The 18,503-nt window shown below is 51.4% G+C and carries 19 protein-coding genes and 1 pseudogene; 6 read left to right on the top strand and 14 right to left on the bottom strand.

The genetic code is table 11. The annotated features are described in order from the left end of the window. Positions 1-174: 174 nt before the first annotated feature. Both ACO7SM_RS11505 and ydfG read right to left on the bottom strand, forming a co-directional pair. Positions 175-861: a GntR family transcriptional regulator gene (locus ACO7SM_RS11505; protein WP_490467657.1), complete on the bottom strand. Its 687-nt coding sequence runs from the start codon at positions 859-861 to the stop codon at positions 175-177. 86 nt (positions 862-947) lie between these two features. Beyond that, positions 948-1,694 (bottom strand): bifunctional NADP-dependent 3-hydroxy acid dehydrogenase/3-hydroxypropionate dehydrogenase YdfG, encoded by a 747-nt coding sequence (gene ydfG / locus ACO7SM_RS11500; RefSeq protein ID WP_490467656.1) that lies wholly within the window; start codon positions 1,692-1,694, stop codon positions 948-950. A 137-nt stretch (positions 1,695-1,831) separates the two neighbouring features. Between ydfG and dcp the strand changes: the two genes are divergently transcribed. Continuing rightward, entirely contained in the window at positions 1,832-3,877 is a 2,046-nt protein-coding gene (gene dcp, locus ACO7SM_RS11495) for a peptidyl-dipeptidase Dcp (protein WP_490467655.1), read from the top strand. A 60-nt stretch (positions 3,878-3,937) separates the two neighbouring features. Here the strand turns inward: dcp and ACO7SM_RS11490 are convergent, their stop codons facing one another. Then, positions 3,938-4,822 carry a DMT family transporter gene (locus tag ACO7SM_RS11490; RefSeq protein WP_490467654.1) on the bottom strand — a complete coding sequence of 295 codons (885 nt, stop codon included), beginning with the start codon at positions 4,820-4,822 and terminating at the stop codon, positions 3,938-3,940. Between the two features lie 104 nt (positions 4,823-4,926). On the opposite strand from ACO7SM_RS11490, the gene ACO7SM_RS11485 reads away from it, so the two are divergent. Beyond that, positions 4,927-6,261 (top strand): aminotransferase-like domain-containing protein, encoded by a 1,335-nt coding sequence (locus ACO7SM_RS11485; RefSeq protein WP_490467653.1) that lies wholly within the window; start codon positions 4,927-4,929, stop codon positions 6,259-6,261. Positions 6,262-6,368: 107 nt separating this feature from the next. Here ACO7SM_RS11485 and ACO7SM_RS11480 read toward each other — a convergent pair whose 3' ends face one another. The 6 genes from ACO7SM_RS11480 to ACO7SM_RS11455 all read right to left on the bottom strand — a co-directional run bounded on the left by ACO7SM_RS11480 (position 6,369) and on the right by ACO7SM_RS11455 (position 9,269). Continuing rightward, positions 6,369-6,575, bottom strand: a complete 207-nt coding sequence (locus ACO7SM_RS11480; RefSeq protein ID WP_490467652.1) for a DUF3955 domain-containing protein — start codon at positions 6,573-6,575, stop codon at positions 6,369-6,371. After that, positions 6,572-6,946, bottom strand: coding sequence for a cell envelope integrity protein TolA (gene tolA, locus ACO7SM_RS11475; protein WP_490467651.1), 375 nt, complete (start codon positions 6,944-6,946; stop codon positions 6,572-6,574). The genes ACO7SM_RS11480 and tolA overlap by 4 nt, the downstream gene beginning before the upstream one ends. Positions 6,947-6,953: 7 nt before the next feature. Continuing rightward, complete coding sequence (locus ACO7SM_RS11470) at positions 6,954-7,463, bottom strand: hypothetical protein (RefSeq protein ID WP_490467650.1); 510 nt, start codon at positions 7,461-7,463, stop codon at positions 6,954-6,956. Between the two features lie 48 nt (positions 7,464-7,511). Further along, positions 7,512-7,898 carry a hypothetical protein gene (locus tag ACO7SM_RS11465; RefSeq protein WP_490467649.1) on the bottom strand — a complete coding sequence of 129 codons (387 nt, stop codon included), beginning with the start codon at positions 7,896-7,898 and terminating at the stop codon, positions 7,512-7,514. Between the two features lie 57 nt (positions 7,899-7,955). Beyond that, positions 7,956-8,771 (bottom strand): hypothetical protein, encoded by an 816-nt coding sequence (locus tag ACO7SM_RS11460; RefSeq protein WP_490467648.1) that lies wholly within the window; start codon positions 8,769-8,771, stop codon positions 7,956-7,958. A gap of 90 nt (positions 8,772-8,861) precedes the next feature. After that, on the bottom strand, positions 8,862-9,269 hold the full coding sequence (locus tag ACO7SM_RS11455; protein ID WP_490467647.1) for a hypothetical protein: 408 nt from the start codon (positions 9,267-9,269) through the stop codon (positions 8,862-8,864). Between the two features lie 222 nt (positions 9,270-9,491). Here ACO7SM_RS11455 and ACO7SM_RS11450 point away from each other — a divergent pair. Further along, positions 9,492-10,000 (top strand): annotated as a pseudogene (locus tag ACO7SM_RS11450) (recombinase family protein). 297 nt (positions 10,001-10,297) lie between these two features. On the opposite strand, the gene patD reads toward ACO7SM_RS11450, so the two are convergent. Beyond that, a complete protein-coding gene (patD, locus tag ACO7SM_RS11445; RefSeq protein WP_490467646.1) occupies positions 10,298-11,725 on the bottom strand; it encodes an aminobutyraldehyde dehydrogenase in 1,428 nt (475 codons plus the stop codon). A gap of 40 nt (positions 11,726-11,765) precedes the next feature. Further along, positions 11,766-13,247: an APC family permease gene (locus tag ACO7SM_RS11440; protein WP_490467645.1), complete on the bottom strand. Its 1,482-nt coding sequence runs from the start codon at positions 13,245-13,247 to the stop codon at positions 11,766-11,768. 655 nt (positions 13,248-13,902) lie between these two features. On the opposite strand from ACO7SM_RS11440, the gene fos reads away from it, so the two are divergent. Beyond that, a complete protein-coding gene (fos, locus tag ACO7SM_RS11435) occupies positions 13,903-14,301 on the top strand; it encodes a fosfomycin resistance glutathione transferase (RefSeq protein ID WP_490467644.1) in 399 nt (132 codons plus the stop codon). A gap of 207 nt (positions 14,302-14,508) precedes the next feature. On the opposite strand, the gene ACO7SM_RS11430 is transcribed toward fos, so the two are convergent. Next, positions 14,509-15,396 (bottom strand): LysR family transcriptional regulator, encoded by an 888-nt coding sequence (locus ACO7SM_RS11430; protein WP_490467643.1) that lies wholly within the window; start codon positions 15,394-15,396, stop codon positions 14,509-14,511. Positions 15,397-15,495: 99 nt separating this feature from the next. Between ACO7SM_RS11430 and ACO7SM_RS11425 the strand changes: the two genes are divergently transcribed. Next, complete coding sequence (locus ACO7SM_RS11425) at positions 15,496-16,476, top strand: hypothetical protein (RefSeq protein WP_490467642.1); 981 nt, start codon at positions 15,496-15,498, stop codon at positions 16,474-16,476. 487 nt (positions 16,477-16,963) lie between these two features. Further along, the gene (locus tag ACO7SM_RS11420; RefSeq protein ID WP_490467641.1) at positions 16,964-17,908 is read left to right on the top strand and encodes a diguanylate cyclase; all 945 of its coding nucleotides are present in this window, start codon (positions 16,964-16,966) and stop codon (positions 17,906-17,908) included. Between the two features lie 198 nt (positions 17,909-18,106). Here ACO7SM_RS11420 and ACO7SM_RS11415 read toward each other — a convergent pair whose 3' ends face one another. Continuing rightward, positions 18,107-18,178: a hypothetical protein gene (locus tag ACO7SM_RS11415; protein ID WP_490470932.1), complete on the bottom strand. Its 72-nt coding sequence runs from the start codon at positions 18,176-18,178 to the stop codon at positions 18,107-18,109. Then, positions 18,178-18,273 carry a protein MgtS gene (gene mgtS / locus ACO7SM_RS11410; RefSeq protein WP_000901367.1) on the bottom strand — a complete coding sequence of 32 codons (96 nt, stop codon included), beginning with the start codon at positions 18,271-18,273 and terminating at the stop codon, positions 18,178-18,180. Before mgtS ends, ACO7SM_RS11415 begins: the two co-directional genes overlap by 1 nt. Between the last annotated feature and the right edge of the window lie 230 nt (positions 18,274-18,503).

The raw sequence follows: 18,503 nt of genomic DNA, 5'->3' as shown, positions 1-18,503 counted from the left end.
CTAACTTACCGTCAAAGCCCGTGGGCTTTTAGTCCCACGTAACGGGCGTCATATAAATACGCCTCTTGCGAAGGATTTTTTTTGTTTTTGATCAAGCTCACGGCTTTTTGGGTAAGAATGTGCGGGGAGAAAAAGAGGAGAGGGAATTCACCCCGAGTGGGGTGAGTGTGTGAATTATTCTTCGCTAAACCAGTCGCTGTTTTCCTGGCGAATAAGCTGTACGGACTCACCAATTTCCTGCAAGTGGACGGTCATCGCGCGTTCAACGGCATCAGCGTCATGCTTCTCAAGTGCGGCAAAAATATCATGATGTTGTCTGAGCAGCATTTCAGGCGGCGACACGTGATCCAGACTCATATAGCGCACCCGGTCAATGGTCGCTTTAATATTCTCAATGGTGTCCCAGGCCAACTGGCAATCGGCGATAGTCGCCAGTTTCTGGTGAAACTCATCATCAAGCAGGAAGAAATCATTAAGCTGTTTACGATCAATCGCAATACGCTGCTGATGCAGGTTCTGCTCCAGTTGATAGCACTGGCTGTCCGTCATCATTGACGCAGCGCGACGGGCAACCGCGCACTCTATCGCCTGACGGACAAAACACCCATTCTGCACCTGCGATAATGAAATTTTGTTCACATAGCTACCGCGCTGCGGACGGATTTGGATCAGCCCGTTTTCCGCCAGCTTGATAAACGCTTCCCGCACCGGCTGGCGTGAAACATTAAAGCGGACAGAAACTTCTTTTTCAGAAAGCGGTGTGCCAGGTGCAATCAGGCACTGCACGATGTCACGACGAAGAATGCGGTATATCTGCTGATTTACCGGCTGTGTAGGGTTGAGTTGCGTTTCGACGGTCATGTGCTCTTACTTTTTAGAGAGTTAACCCAATTATTCTATCATTGATTTGCCGTGGGCTATACCCGGCCAGAGGCCGGGTAACGCAATTAGTTTCGATGAATACTCAGTCCGGCAAAGGATTGTGTCACAGGCATCATTTCCAGAGTATTGATGTTGACGTGAGCAGGCAACGTAGCAACCCACCAAACGGATTCGGCCACATCTTCTGGTGTTAATGCCGTTGTGTTTTCATAGGCTTTGCCCGCTTTCGCATCGTCGCCTTTGAAGCGAACGTTTGAGAACTCGGTTCCACCGACCAGCCCCGGTTCAATGTCTGTGACGCGAACCGCAGTACCGTGTAAGTCGGTGCGCAAATTTAGACTGAACTGACGAACAAATGCCTTGGTGGCGCCATAGACGTTGCCACCCGCGTACGGCCAGTTGCCCGCCGTAGAGCCAATGTTGATGATATGGCCACGATTACGCTCAACCATGCCCGGCAGCACGGCGCGAGTCATATAAATCAGGCCCTTATTGTTGGTATCGATCATGGTTTCCCAGTCGTCAACGTTGGCTTTATGCGCAGGTTCAAGCCCGAGCGCCAGCCCGGCGTTGTTGACCAGAATATCAATATTGCGCCAGTTGGCAGGGAGCGAGTCCAGCATTTGTTCAATGGCTGCGCGATTACGCACATCCAGTTGTGCCGTTAGCAGGTTCTCTCCCAGCTCATCTTTTAACTCCTGAAGGCGTTCCTGGCGGCGGCCTGTGGCAATCACTTTATGACCATTCGCAATAAAACGACGTGTAATGCACTCACCAAAGCCTGCCGTTGCACCGGTAACTAAAACGATCATCTCACTGTTCCTCAACGCTTTTTGTGTTGTACTACCATAGCACGCGATATCTGTTAGGGGGTAATCCTGGTTAACGAGATTGCGGTCATTTCCAGGGAGGCCTACTCTATTCAAGAAATCGTTTTCGGGAGTGAAAGATGTCGTTAACAAATCCATTCTTAAGTAACAGTGTGTTGCCGTATCAGGCCCCGCGTTTTGATCTGATTGAAGACCGCCATTACCGTCCCGCCTTTGATGAAGGAATGCGGCAAAAACGCGCAGAAATCGATGCGATTGTACACAACCCCGAGGCTGCGGATTTTTCCAATACCTGCATCGCGCTGGAGCAAAGCGGAGCGTTACTGACGCGCGTCACCAGCGTATTTTTCGCCATGACGGCAGCGCATACCAACGATGAATTGCAGCGTCTTGATGAGGCGTTTTCCGGCGAACTCGCCGCGCTGGCGAATGATATCTACCTAAACAGCGCCCTGTTTGCGCGCGTGGATGCCGTCTGGCAACAGCGTCAGACACTGAAACTTGATGCAGAATCCTTACGGCTGCTGGAGGTCATTCATCAGCGATTCGTCCTGTCCGGGGCGCAACTCAGTGATGCCGATAAGGACAAACTGAAACGACTGAACACCGAGTCAGCGACGCTGACCAGTCAGTTTAACCAACGATTGCTGGCGGCGAACAAATCGGGTGGGCTGGTGGTGGATTCGGTTGACTCGCTGGAAGGCTTAAGTGCTGAAGAGATAGCCCTCGCAGCACAAGCCGCCACAGAGAAGGGGCTTTCGGCGCGTTGGTTAATTCCTTTGCTTAACACCACGCAACAACCGGCGCTCGCCGCGCTGCGCGACCGACAGACGCGGGAGAATCTCTTTAAGGCGGCGTGGCAGCGGGCAGAAAAAAATGACGCCAATGACACGCGCGCCATTGTGCAGCGTCTGGTGGAAATACGCACTCAGCAGGCCAAACTATTGGGTTTTGCCCATTATGCAGCGTGGAAAATTGCCGATCAGATGGCGAAAACGCCCGAAGCCGCACTGGCGTTTATGCGGGCTATTGTTCCCGCTGCGCGTCAGCGTGCGCTTGATGAACAGGCGGAGATCCAGAAAATCATTGATCAACAGCCGGGTGGATCCGCGGTGCAGCCTTGGGACTGGGCATTCTATGCCGAGCAGGTGCGGCGCGAGAAATTCGCGTTAGATGAAACGCAGCTCAGGCCGTACTTCGCTTTAGACACGGTTCTGAACGAGGGCGTTTTCTGGGCGGCAAACCAACTGTTTGGCATCAAATTTATTGAGCGTTTTGATATCCCGGTGTACCACCCTGATGTTCGTGTCTGGGAAATATTCGACAGCGACGGCGTGGGACTGGCGTTGTTTTACGGTGATTTCTTCGCGCGTGAGTCAAAAAGCGGCGGCGCCTGGATGGGCAACTTCGTTGAACAATCAACGCTCAATGAAACCAGACCGATCATTTACAACGTCTGTAACTACCAAAAACCGTCCGCAGGACAACCGGCGTTATTGCTCTGGGATGATGTGATCACGTTGTTCCATGAGTTCGGACATACGCTGCATGGGCTGTTCGCAACCCAGCGTTACGCGACCCTTTCCGGAACCAATACGCCACGTGACTTTGTTGAGTTCCCGTCGCAGATAAACGAACACTGGGCGAGCCATCCTGCTGTTTTTGCGCGTTACGCCCGACATGTTGAAACGGGGGAAAAAATGCCGGATGCGCTGCAAGATAAAATGCGCAAGGCGAGCCTGTTCAATAAAGGCTACGACATGACAGAGTTACTGAGCGCCGCTTTACTGGATATGCGCTGGCATACCCTGTCGGCGGACGCCCCTGTACCCGATGTGGACAGTTTTGAACCGCAGGCGTTAGCGGCGGAGGAGATAGATCTTCACGCCGTACCGCCGCGATACCGCAGCAGTTATTTCGCCCATATTTTTGGCGGCGGTTATGCGGCGGGGTATTACGCCTATCTCTGGACGCAAATGCTGGCAGATGATGGCTACCAGTGGTTTGTCGAACAGGGCGGATTAACGCGTGAAAATGGTCAGCGCTTTCGGGAGGTGATTTTGTCACGGGGCAATAGCACTGATTTAGCTCAGCTTTATCGCCAGTGGTGCGGCCACGATCCGCAAATCGAACCGATGTTGTTGAACCGTGGGTTAAACGGATAAGGCATTTTTTTGCCTGAAAAAGAACCGGGTGCGATGCCCGGTTTTCCATCATGACGTTCGTTATCGGGCAAATTGACGGGAAGCAATAACGCACAGAATGACACCCAGCGTTATGAGTAGCATAAGAGGACTGACGGTTTCATGCAGGAGGGTGGCCGACAGACCAAGGCCAAAAAAGGGCTGGAGAAGTTGTAGCTGACCGACAGCGGAAATACCGCCAATCGCCAGTCCCTTGTACCAGAAAATAAAGCCTATCAACATACTGAAGAGAGAGACATATCCCAGCGCAATCCAGGCTGAAGCGCCTACGTTACTGAAAGTATCAGGCATCGTAATAAGGGATGCTGCCAGCATAAAAGGCAGCGAAAGAATCAATGCCCAACTGATAACCTGCCATCCCCCCAGAACGCGGGTCAGTTTTGCACCTTCAGCGTACCCCAGGCCGCAGGCAACGACGGCCGCAAGCATTAGAAGATCAGCAGTCACTGAACCCGACGCGTTCTTTGAGAGCGCAAAGCCAATCACCAGCAGGCTGCCGATAACCGAGAAGATCCAGAATGCCGGTCTGGGACGTTCACCACCACGCAGAACCCCAAAGATAGCGGTCATAAGAGGCAGAAGCCCTAAAAATACAATGGAATGCGCTGAGGTTACATGTTTCAGTGCCATCGCGGTCAGGAGAGGGAATCCAATGACAACGGTGAGTGACACGATGAGCAGCGGCGCAATTTGCGAGGCGTGTGGGCGTTTTTCCCGTAAACCGACAATCAGCATTATCGCCAGCATGCCGGCAATGGATGCTCGCAGGAACGTAAGGAATAGGGGGTCAAAATTAAGTACGGCAACCCGTGTGGCCGGCAACGAACCGCTGAAAATCACGACGCCCAGCAACCCATTTAGCCAGCCCGACACCGAGCCCGTTTTATGTATCACTGAATTAACCATAATTTCCTCACTTTATACATTTTGCCCACAGTCTTGAGCGTTCGTGAGGCGGATGGTAATCTTGCAAATCTAATACAATCAAATTATTGTCATGGATACATTTGGTGAAAGCGCGTTATAAAGCCATTGTGGATAGATTTGCGAATATGATCCGAAACGGGGATATTTCGGGCGGTACCCGTTTGATGACGCACAGGGAACTCTCGGCGCAGGAACATATTTCCCTGGCTACGGCAACGAGGGTATATAGCGAACTGGAAGCAATGGGCCTGGTCAGCGGGGAAACCGGGCGGGGAACGTTTGTTAGAGAAATTTCACTGCCATATGGCCACGGCGTTGATCAACATGCTGTGGCGACGGACGTTCTTGACCTCAACTTCAACTATCCGGCTTTACCCGGTCAGGGGGAGCTGTTGCGTGACGCACTCAGACAGGTATCTGCGGTCGGCGATCTTGAATCGCATCTGCGCTATCAACCTCATGCTGGCAGACCGTCTGAACGCGAAATTATCGCCGGTCATCTTTCATGCCACGGGTTCCAGCCCACAGCAGACAATGTCGTCGTCGTTAATGGCGCACAACACGGTCTGACCGTGACGGTCATGGGGCTGTTAAGACCCGGAGATGTTGTGGCAGTGGATGCGCTCACCTATCCGGGATTTAAAGCGCTGGCCGAACTGTACCATCTTGAGCTTCTCGCTATTCCCTATCATGCCAATGGCCCAGATCTGACCGCCCTCAGGCAGCTTTGCCAGAAACGAAATGTCCGGGCGGTTTACACTATGCCGACGCTGCATAACCCCCTGGGTTGGGTGCTTACTCAAAGCCAACGCACCGAGCTGGCTAAAATAGCCCGCACCCATGACCTGATCATTATTGAGGACGCGGCCTACGCGTATCTGATAAGCAGGACACCACCTCCCATGGCGTTTTTTGCTCCTGAGCGTACCGTGTACGTCACGGGTTTTTCGAAGAATGTGGCGACAGGCCTTAGAGTGGGCGCTGTTATCTGCCCCGAAGCATACCGGCCAGCTCTGGAGAGGGCGGTTCGCGCGACAACCTGGAATACGCCTTCCGTCATGACCACCCTGGTATGTAACTGGATTCAGGATGGAACAGTCGCTCGTTTCGAAAAACTTAAAAGACGTGACGCACGCCAGCGGCAATCTGTGCTGAGGGAAACCTTAGGCGATATCCCTTGCACAACACATCCTGTGTCGTACTTTGCCTGGCTTCCTCTTCCGGACGAATCACGTGCGGATCGGGTCGTAAAAGATCTGATGAACAGCAATATTTCGGTTTCTGCGGCTGACCCTTTCAGTACCTCGTCCACGACGCCCCAGGCGATTAGAATCGCACTGGGCTCGGTGAGCATTCCTGATTTGCGTAAAGCTCTCGAAAAGATCCGTGATGCCATTGAATTAGAACAGTGCCGTTAGCGAAATGAAGATGATGAGCATTGATGACAGCAAAACCCTGGCTAACGTCCGCTTCACGCCGAACGTTACCCAAAGAGTTCGAGAGGCAGGTTTCAAGATAATCCCCGTCAGGAGGGTTGGCGAAAACAACGGCAGGTAAACAAATCCACCATGGCCATAACGAACGCCAGCACCAGGAACATGATCCCCACCGGTATCAGAATAGACTCGTGCAGAACGCCGTTACCATCAACATACGCGGCGCGATCGCCAACGTGCATCAAGCCCACGGACAGCACCGCTAACAACAGCCACACCCAGCGCAGCGGCCTCATGGTTTGAAGTCCAGGGCTATGCCTTTCTGCCCTTGCAGCTCTTTCGGCACGGGCGGGAACCTCGATACCCTCACCGCCGCGATTGCGGCCTGGCAAAGTGCTGGATCACCACCTTCGGACTGTGCGCCCATAACCAGGCTGTCAGGCTGCAGGAAGAGACGAATGGTGCAGACCTTGCCCGCGTACTGCTCCACGTCGTACATCTTGCTTTCGAGCTCAGCTTTTACAGCCTGCGCCCAGTCGCTGATTGTCGGCGGCACTTCACGGTGATTCGCCTTAGTTTTAGCGTACCGACCACCAGTTTTAACCGGATTTTTCACACATCCGGCTGCCAGCATGGCTATGGCGAACGGTGTAATCAAATGTCTCATGTTTTCCCTATCTCGCCAGCTCAATTGTATAGCCCGTCTGTATTGCATCGACAAACGCCCGCGCCATTTCAGCCGCACTCAGAGAATCAAGCCCCTCAGCCTCAAAACGCGCCTTATACTTTGGAATAAAGCTACTGGTGTCATCTGCTGATTTGCGGATCTCTGCATCAGGCATACCCCACTCACGCATTTTCAGCGCCATGTCCTGCCCACCCGTGCAGGCCTGCCCGATCAGCCCAGCGATAAGAGCGCGGTCGGTGATCTGGACGGTCTTTTCCAGGGCGATGGTCTGCTGCTCGCCCTGCTGACGGCAAAAGTCCGACGGCGGCTTGCTGAATGCGGCCTCCATCACCCGTTGACCTTCCACATAAGCTTGTTCTGCGGTTTTCGGCGCAGTGGCGCTGTAGGTCGGTTGGGCGTGAGCCTTCGCCATTTCTTTACCCATGTAGCCGCCGACTAACTTCGCCACAATGACCGCCACAACAGCATAGCCAATGCGCTTAACAATCTTGTTCATGATGCTCTCTGATGAATGGCCAGCCACACTTGGCGGCTGGCGCTGGGGTTATTTGTTGATGCTGGCGCTGATGATCACGCCTTTTTTCGTGACGGTCTTAACAACATCATTCGTTGACGCGTTAAACCAGATGCCCGGATCCGTTTGCTGGAATCCTGCTGCTTTCAGCGCGGAGGCGGCGGTGTTCGCGTCCTCACCCAGCAAATCCTCACCCAGCGCACGCAGGCGTGCGGCGTGCCCGTCGTCGGTTTTTGGTTTGGCGGTGGCGCGGTTTTGTGCAGCGGTTTTGTGGATGTCACAAGAGCCGTCAGCTTCCGTTACTTGCGTGCAGCCAGAGCGCTCCAACTGGGCGCGGTATTTCGCGTTAATTGCGTGTGCCGGTGATGCTGCCAGGATGGCCAGCGCTACAGTGGTGACGATAATTGTTTTTTTCATATGCTATCTCATTAACTTATTTTTATTGCGCCAGATGCGATACCTGGCGGGGCGTTCTTACCAGTGACCAATGTTGCGGGAACCAGACTGAGCAGAACCGCCGCCGACGTGGTTGCCACCGCCCAGGCCGTTGGCGCTGCGGCTATTTGCTGCGTTGTTTGCACCGTTACCCGTGCCACCGTGACCGTTTGAGCGGTTGTTGTGGTCGTGACCGCCCTTGCGGGGCGTTGGGCTGAATGCGCTGGTGAAACCTACTGCCACCTGCGTATCACCCGGCAAAGTGTTCGCTGGAACCGTCTTACCATTGAACGTAACGGGTGCTTTACCCAGTGATGATGCGGGTACGTTGATCATGCTGTTCGTGCCAGGACGCATAGATGCGCCGTAATAAGCTGGCTGCTGTTGAGGTGCGTTGTACTGCGCTACCGCCTGCGGATTAACAGCGTTAGGGTTCTGGTAGCTCTGCGGGGGAGCAACAGTTGCAGGGCGCTTTGATGTGCCGGAATATGCTGGTGTCTGCTGTGGTGGGCTGGTTTGTGGCGTCAGGTTCGGATTTCCCTTAACCCCATAGTTCTGCAACTGCGCCGGGGTTGTTGGTGATGGTGCTGCATCGTGTGCAGCCTGTGCTGCTGCGCCGTTCAGATCTGCTGCTGCCTGAGCGCGAGCCGCACTAAACGCCGCTGCCGTGTGTTCTGCGTCAACTGTCGCGCCGTCTTTGCCGTTTACGAAAGATACAGAACCAACGGATGCCTGTGTGCTGCTGGCCATGCGGTCGGCGTGCTGGAAACCAGCCTGAGCCTGAGATAAATCAGCCGCATTTGAAACGAAAGAGGCCGCGACAGTAATTGCCAGAATAGTTTTAATGGCTTTCATTTGAAATATAATTCCTGTTGCCCGAAACCGTCGGGGCGGCACGTATTAATAACGTGGGGTGTTAATTAAAATATGGTATTTAGTTAATAATTAAATATCGACGGTCGGTTTATTCGATTCGCGTACTTCTTTGAATATCCAGCGCCAGAATAAAACACTTAGAGGTGCAATGATTACGGGCGTGATAAACATGTTTGGTGACTTTTCCCAAAACACGGAAGCAATATCGCCAAATTCACGGCTGTATTTATCAGCGAAGAAATTAATAACCACCAGTAGAGAGACAGCACCCAACGCCCAGCCTACACACGTTGCCTTAAGGTAGTTGAATTGCAGCATACGGCCTGTGGCGTACTGCCAGTTGAACCAGATGCCGCCCAGCACGATAGCGAACAACATAAAGTTGGTTGAGCTGTCATATGCGGTCATTGATGCCAAATAATTGAGAATACCCAGCCCCAACATAATAGTGAGGATAACGCCTTTATACGTTTTCATTTGAAACCCAGTTTGATGATATATGTTAATAAATAAATTTATTTGTAGAGTAATTTGGTAATTACGCGTTATGTAACCAATGTAGACATTTATATTTACCACCCATCAGTATTTCGATAAGTGACGTGAATGATTTTCACGAATTGATTCACCGTGCTTATTTTTAAGAACACATTAAGCTAAATTTTGTGAACCAGTTCAAGATATAAACATACATAATTTATGCGTGTTACAGATTATTTCACTGGGTCTCGCTGCCCTAAGCAGGAGGAGCAGGTTAGTGGATTGTCGGTTGGTTCGCGCCGCGAATCTCTTCAATGTTGGCGGTGGCGTGGTTCAGTTGCCGCCAATGAGCGGCCTGGATTTTCTAAACGGCTCGACCGGATGGAAAATGGTGATTTGCAGATTGTCACCACACTTGACTGTCTGGGACGCAATGCAATTGATATCAGAAAAAAGGTGGAATAACTGGTTTTCAGTTATTCGTGTTCATTGCCTGGCCTTGGGCGGGGGATCTGACCAGTCCGGCAGGAAAAATGACCATGAAGACCATTTCTGCTGTGCCGGAATTTGAAAGAGATTTGCTGTTTGAGTATACGCACTCTGGCATTGCGCGAGCAAAAGCAGCCGAAAAACGGTTTGGACGTACTTCAGAATTTGAGGAAAAAAAGCAACTTACGGTGATTTCAAGGGTTAACGCCGGAATAAGTATCAGCGCCATTGCGCGGTAATTTAATACTCCCCGACAAGCCATACTCCGGGTAAAGGCAGGGCAGCAATAATTCTGAGTGTAAATACAGCTCAAAGCCCTTTAGCTGGGCGGGCGGCTGCGTGCCAAAAGCGGAAGTTGCTTAATCGGTCTATGTTAATCAACGGGGAGCAGGTCAGGCAAAATTCAGTGTGCCACGACATCATCCTCAGCATGGTATTGATGCTGGCTTCAGCCTGAAAGGGCGGGTGCTGCTGGTGGCTTGCCACTTCATAAAGCAGTGGCTGCAATATAATCTACTATTGCAGCCACATAGCGGTTATCCGTGCTTAATCATCACATGACGCACCACGGTGTAATCTTCCAGCCCGTACATCGACATATCCTTGCCGTACCCGGAGAGTTTCTGCCCGCCGTGGGGCATTTCGCTGACCAGCATAAAGTGGGTATTCACCCAGGTGCAACCATACTGCAGGCGGGCGCTGAGGCGATGGGCGCGGCCCACGTCCTGGGTCCAGACCGATGATGCCAGGCCGTACTGGGAGTCATTTGCCCACGCCAGTACTTGCTCTTCGTCGTCGAATTCCGTGACGCTGACCACCGGGCCAAACACTTCGCGCTGGATGATTTCATCGCCTTGCTTCGCCCCGGCCAGTAGGGTTGGCTGGAAGTAATAGCCTTTGCCGTCAGCTTTGTTACCGCCGGTCACTACCCGAATGTGCGGCAGGGCTTTGGCGCGTTCCACCGCCTCGCTGACACGTGTCAGATGGGCGGCGGAACTGACCGGGCCAAGCTCGGTGGTTTCATCGTCTGGGGCGCCCATTTTCAGGCTGGCCACGGCGACACCCAGTTTTTCGAGCAGCGTGTTATAGACCTCTTTTTGCGCATAGATCCGGCAGGCCGCTGTGCAGTCCTGCCCGGCATTGTAGAAGCCAAAGGTGCGCACACCTTCCACCACCGCATCGATATCCGCATCGTTAAAGACGATCACAGGTGCTTTCCCCCCCAGCTCCATATGAGTGCGCTTAATCGACGACGCGGTGTGCGCAATAATATGCTCGCCAGTAGCGATAGAGCCGGTCAGTGACACCATGCGCACTTTTTCATGGCCCGTCAGCGGGTCACCCACGGTTTTACCGCGCCCAAAGAGCACGTTCACCACCCCGGCAGGGAAGATATCTTTCGCCAGTTCGGCCAGTTTCAGTGCCGTCAGCGGGGTGATTTCCGAGGGTTTGAGAACGATGCAGTTACCCGCCGCCAGCGCCGGGCCCAGCTTCCAGGCGGCCATCATCAACGGGTAGTTCCACGGGGCGATCGAGGCCACCACACCCACCGGGTCGCGGCGGATCATCGAGGTGTGACCTTCCATGTACTCCCCGGCGGCAAGGCCGTTCAGACAACGGGTTGCACCGGCGAAAAAGCGGAAGACATCGGCGATGGCCGGGATCTCATCGTTAAGCACGCAGTGCAGCGGTTTGCCGCAGTTTTGCGATTCCAGTCGGGCAAAGGTTTCGGCATTCTGTTCAATCACATCAGCCAGCTTCAGCAGGCACTCGGCACGCGCTTTTGGCGTAGTCTGCCCCCACTGCTGAAACGCACGATCGGCAGCCTGCACGGCGGCATCCACCTGGGCTGGGGAGGCTTCGGCAATCTCCACCAGCACCTCGCCGGTTGCGGGGTTATACACGGGCTGCAGTTCACCTTCACCCACTACCAGTTCGCCATTTATCAATAAGTTGTGTTGCATAGCCGACTCCATTAGTGATCGTTGTTATGTTCTGAGTTAGTTACAGAGATTGTTCTGCGTTCAGTCGTTTCGCATGTTCAATGGCATCGTTTTCCGGGGCGTTTGAACGCCCGAACGGTCGCGCCAGCACCATGTACACCAGCCCGGATACCACCACCACCGACAGCCCAACCAGCACCGTCCAGCGGTCGATAAAACTGCTGCTCTCGGCAGGTTGCGCCAGCAGCCAGATCCCGCACAGGCCATAGGCCAGCGCCAGCACGTTAACCAGCATTCCCCAGCCACCCACGCTCCACTCACCGGCAGGTTTCCAGCCTTTCAGGCGCTGACGCAGGGCAGCCAGTACCACCATCTGGAAGGAGATATAGATTCCGATAACCGCAAAGGCGGTGATGCGCGCGAGGTTGTCCGGCTGGAAATAGACCCACACGCAGATGGTCACCGGCAGCAGACAGCTAACGATCATCGCGTTGTCTGGCACGCTGTTTTTCGACAGTTTCGACATCCAGGTGCTACCCGGTAGCATCTGGTCGCGGGAGAAGGAGAAGATCAGGCGGCTTAACGCAGCTTGCAGCGACAAAATGCACGACAACATGGCAATCACCGCGATGATGATAAACACCGTGGCACCGGTTTCACCGAGGGCTTCATTGAGGATTGCCGGGATTGGATCGGTGATTTTGCCGTTGACGATGTTCATCAGGTTCGGCGACGCCAGCAGGTAACCGAGGATCGACACCATCGCCGAAATGGCGCCAAACACGATGCTGAGGATCATCGCAATTGGGATTTTTTTGCTCGGGTTTTTCACCTCTTCCGCCACGTTGCCGCAGGCTTCAAAACCGAAGAACATGAACAGGCCGATCAGCGCCGCCGCCATAAATGCGGGCTGGTAGCTGCCGTCTTTCGCCAGCACGCCCATGGAGTCAAACAGCACCGAGAACGGCTGCGCGCGATGGAACAGCAGCAGATAAATCCCCAGCGCAATCACGCTGACGATTTCACACCAGAAGCCAATACGGGCGACCCGCGCGAGGTTTTTGGTGCCCGACATGTTCACCACCATCATCAGCAGCAACAGCACCACTGAGGTGATCAGCATGTTGCCTGCCGAGGTCGCAAAACCGAACAGCGAGCCCACGAAGGTGGCGGTATATTCCGCTACCGAGGTGATGGTTACGACCAACGCCCACAGATAAATCCAGGCGGCGATCCACGCATATTTTTTGCCCCACAGGCGACGAGCCCACGGGTAAAGCCCCCCGGTAATCGGGTATTGCGAGGCCACTTCACCAAACACCAGCGCCACGAGAAGCTGACCGCAGGCCACGATTGGGATCCACCAGACTGCCGGTGGCCCTGCCAGCGTCACCGCCAGCGCAAACAGGGAATAGACCGCCGTTAGCGGCGAGAGGTAGGTGAACCCGAGCGAAAAGTTAGAGATGAGTCCGATGGAGCGGTTAAATTGCGGTTTATTATCACTATGAATTTCTTCATTTTTCTTGCCAGAAGTCTGTTCCATACGTTTTTCTCTGTGTTGTTGATGTGTCGCAGGTAACACGGATCAAGGTATAGAGGAGCGCCAGGAGGTCGTACAGTCTCGCTGTCGTGATTTGTTAATATTTGTGAGTATATGTCACGTTTTTGTTACTATTTTTCTGGTTTTTCCGTGAGGCTTATCACGCTATCGCCTTTGCATCGCCAGAAAACCGCGTTTTTTGCTCCCTTTTTTGCTTGTTTTTTACGACCGCGTCACAAAATTTAAACAATTTGGGCGATATATGCCCATTTCTAAAAAATGTAGATATTTTTAATTTATGGCTGCGAAATGCACGGCTCTGTCTCCTGAAGACTTTCTGAGAGGATTGATTCTGATGATTGCCCTTACTGCCGTAAAACGGCCTGACGATGCGTTATCCCGTACTATCGCTGGTTTCAGTATCGCGCCATCCGGTGCAGTCTCCGCGTCTGCTGGAACTCACGTTCTGTGCAGAGGTCACGCAGCGCTACCAGACGCATCAGTAAGGGTTCACCGGCAAAGGAATTGAGCGGGTGTATGATTTTGTCCGGGTGCGATGCCCGGTTTTTTATGCGGTTTTACATTAACGCCCAGGACTTACGTTGACGCTCTTTTAGGGTAATGTGTCATCTCCTGCATCCTGCTGAAGAGACTTTGCATGCTGAACGGTCTGAATCACATAACAATCGCTGTAAGTGATGTTTCAAGAAGTTTTGATTTTTACGTCAATACACTTGATTTTATACCTAAGGCCAGATGGTCCAGTGGGGCTTACCTTTGCCTGGGTAATCTGTGGTTGTGTCTTTCTGCTGATTCAGTTGCTTCACAGGAGGATTACACTCACTACGCATTCAGCATCCGTAGTAAAGACTTCGATGTGTTTGCTCAACACCTGAAATCATCGGGCGTTACAGAGTGGAAAACAAATAAGAGTGAAGGGAAATCTATCTATTTTTTGGATCCTGATGGACATAAGCTGGAAATACATGACGGCGATTTGGAGAGTCGCCTCAGCGAATGCAAGAAGCATCCTTATGAAAAAATGGAATTTTTCTAGTATCGTAACATTGAGCGCAACAAGGATGTTTTGAAAAATCGGCGTGAATCTCAGTGGTTAATTCAGACACTTACGAAGCTGTTTCGCTCATAACTGACCGTGGTTCCTGCTGCTGACGGTTTGGTGCCAGGTGTGGACGTTAGTGACATTCCTGTGTTCTATAAACCGGGGCGTGCTTTATACAGACATCCCCCAACGCGACAGGTATTAATGATGCGTTTTTATATACTCCACAAAAGCCTGAAATGCTGCGGAAGCATATTTTCGGTTGGAATAATAAAGATAGAAGCCGGGACGTTCTGTCAGCCAATCCTCAAGTAACGAAACGAGTTTGCGACTGCGTATATGGGGTTCAGCCATTTCATACAACACGTAGCTGACACCTGCGCCATTCAGTGCGAGACTTAGTGCAACATCGAGGTCATTTACCTCAAGCATTCCCTTCACATTAATCTCAATGCGCTCGTTATCCTGACCAAATTGCCACTGATAGCTACGCCCACCGGGATAGCGAAACTGGATGCAGGCGTGATCCAGAAGCTCCTGAGGCTGCTTTGGGCTGCCATGTGTTTGGAGGTATTCTGGGCTTGCCACAACGGCGTAACGAACAGGCTGACCAAGTGGGATAGAAATCATGTCTTTTTCGATGATATCACTCAGCCTCACTCCGGCGTCGTATTCACTACTCACAATATCAACCAGATTATCATCCTGAATGATTTCCACTCTGACGTCGGGATAGTCCTTATTAAACCCAGCGACCAAAGGGGCGAGTCGGTAACGCCCCCCCAGCCTGACCGCGTTAATGCGGAGTGTGCCTATGGGGGTGGCACGATAATCATTTATTGCTTCAATGGCATCCATCGCATGATTGAAAAGTGGGGAAAGCGATTCAAATAATTTATGCCCGGCATCCGTCAGAGACACGCTGCGAGTCGTGCGATTAAATAATCGTATCTTTAATCGTTCCTCAAGCTGGCGGATCGAATGACTCATTGCCGAAGATGTCACGCCTGCGGCTTCTGCCGCCAACCGGAAACTACGAAAAGTGGCGACTGCGATAAAGGGTTCAAAATCGGAAATTTTCACATTCATTGCTGATTTAAACTCACTAACCCATAAAAATTAATGAGCTTAATTAAAGTCGATTTGTGTTCTAAAGTCACCTCATCAGCAACGCTTAAATGAGGAAACATGATGAATTTCAACCTGACACAGCAGATTTTTATTGCCGGCGGCTATGGGATGATAGGCAGTAATCTGGCCACCCAACTGCGGGCGCGTTTTCCGGACGCGAAATTAATCCTGGCTGGCCGCTCGCCGCAAAATGGCGAAAAACTTGCGGCCCAGTTGGGAAACGCCATGACTGTTTGTCTTGATTTGATGAGCGGGGAGCTTCCGCCGCTGGTATCGACTTCACAGCTTATTATCAGCGCCGTACCCGATCCAAAACATACGTTAGGTGAATACGCCATTCGCAACAATATTGCTTTTATTGATATTACTGTAGGAACCGCCGACGGCTATGCACCACTGCTGAACATGGCGATGTTCCATCATGCGACTTCGCCGATCGTACCATTAGGGTACTATGAGGCGGGAATGTTTTTACCGCTGGTTGATAAACTTGCCCGCCAGTTTAGTTCTGTTAAACGTGTACGGCTGACCGCATTGCACGACCCGGAAGATCCTATCGGTCAAGTCACTGAAAAAGAGCTTAATCAGGCGATAGCGCCTGCATTTGTACGGGAAGAGGGTATTTGGGGTTATACCGCTGAGCAGAGTAACATTTGCCTTATCAGTGGTGAATGTGTCGAGACTACGCCATTTGGTATTCTGGATGTTAGCGCGATTGCGGCAATGACACGTGCTGACAATATCAGGCTGGATGTCGCCGTGGGGACTTCAGAGGGGAAGAGAAATGCCACTCAAGCGTCGGTAGAACTGTATGTTGATATACAGGGTGTTAATGGTTCAGGCGCTTCAGAGTCCAAACGAATTATCGCTTCCGACCCACAAGGGCAGGCGCATTTCACAGCCCTTGGCGTTACCATCGTCATCGAAGCGCTACTCAAAAGCCCATTGACCGGGTTTATATTGCCTGAGCAAATAATGGATCAAGAGGCGGCGCTCACCGCGATGCAGGCTGCTGGTGTCGTATTGATGACGGCCTGACCTTGTCTCGCGGCAACAGTACGGATTTGGAACAGCGCTATTCGGCGCGGCGAGGGCAGGAGCCGCGTATTGAACCGATGCAGCTTCATCGCGGGTGACGTCAGTTGTTGTTATTCTGCATGATCGGGGGAATACCCAAACATGCATCCCGGTGACTCCACAAGCATATTATTACTGATATGAATTTCGAAATTATCGAGTAATTGACTGGTGAATAATTTGAGCGAAAATCGAACTGTTCATTTTTCTATATACCCCTTCATTAATTCGAATTGTCGTGCAAGTAAGCAGAAAGATGACGGATATTGCCTGGGATTTTTATTACTGGTTTAGGATTATCTACTTTTTTTTGTTTGGCTTTTGTTTAAAATCATAGTGTTGTGAATGACCCCGCTCTACGGTGGGGTTTCTATGACTAAATTGACAAAAATATGCTTTTCTATCGTTAGAATCTATAACATCAAGGATGTGTGAGTGGGGAGAAACGATGATTAAAAAAACCGCCGAAATAGATGTAATTTTACTAAGTCTGAATGAATCAATTGATTCCCACTATAAGTGGCTGGTCAAAATGTTTCGCTGTGTGGCTTCGGGTGATATAACTCAGCCAGAAATTACGCATGTAGATTCACATCACTTGTGCGCATTTGGTCAATGGTTGAATAATCACCCAGCGCGTGACGCCGAAGAGACAGGATATCTCTATCAGATAGATGTAGCACATACCAAAATGCATGACAGTGGTCGTGTATTGCTGTTGGCGATTGTTGAAAAAAGATGGCTGCCAGAACATTTTGAGCATTTTCAGGACGCATTATTAGCGTTCACTGCCGCAGTGACAGACTACAAAATATACCTGCTTAATATCCGGAGTAATATGGATATATTGACGGGATTACCGGGGCGACGTGTTCTGGATGAGTCTTTTGACCGCCAGCTAATTGATGCCAGCCCCTCTAATTTATATCTGTTTTTATTGGATATCGATCGCTTCAAATCTGTGAATGACACCTATGGGCATCTGGTTGGCGATGTGGTGTTGCGGACACTGGCGTCGAATCTTTCGGCGTGGACCCGGCATGACGAAACGGCGTACCGCTATGGTGGTGAAGAATTCATTATTATCATCAGAGCAAAGACCGACGACATGGCGTGTCAGGCCGGAATGCGTATCTGTCACTTGATCGCCGAAAACAGCATTCATTATCCTGGCGGCGAGATTAACATTACGGTGACCGGTGGTATCACCCGGGCGCAACCAGGGGAGCCTCTGGATGTGGTACTGGGGCGCTCGGACAGGGCGATGTATGAGGGTAAGCAAACGGGCCGAAATCGTTGCATGTTTATGGATGAGCAGCAGAAAATCACCCGGATTATCGGTCGCGAACCTGTTTACCCGGCATTTAAAAAAACAGGCTGTTGGCTGAACTAACGCGTCATTAACGCTGCTAAGATCGATTTTACTGACTTAGTTCCGCATTGTTTAACGTTCATTGAGATTGTCAGTGATAAGGTGCATGCGATCCGTTGTCTTCGCAGGGAGTTGCCAGATAACGTACAAAGCAAAATACAAATCTATCCATGCAAGCATTGACCGCTGGTTTATCCGGCGGTTTTTTTTGCCCGTTATTCAGATAAAAAAAGGCCCCTTGTGCAGTGATGCAACAAGGGGCCATGTCGGCGAGTCGTTATCTCCGTTCATTAGTCATCCCATTTGTGGCTGAAGTACGCGGCCAGAAAACCGGAAAATAAAATAATTCCCAGTACAGCCATAAAAACATTCATATTACCCAGCATAGTATGCCTCCTGTTTTGATGTGTTTCCTCGTCTACCTCTATTTCATTTCGTTGATATCAATCTTATCAGCACGAACTTAAACAAAAGATGAATTGGGTGATTATTTCAAATTAAGCGTAAATTTATTCACTGCCGATGGCTCGAAATATGAAAAAGGGTAACCAAAATGGCGATGCGGGGAACGTTAAGGTGGGGCATTCTTTATCAGGAGGAGGCGACATGACCGCGC

The sequence above is a fragment of the Citrobacter sp. LJND-P06 genome, from assembly GCF_058188415.1.
The sequence above is the reverse complement of the archived record's forward strand: the minus strand, read 5'-3'. Positions and strand labels throughout refer to the sequence as shown.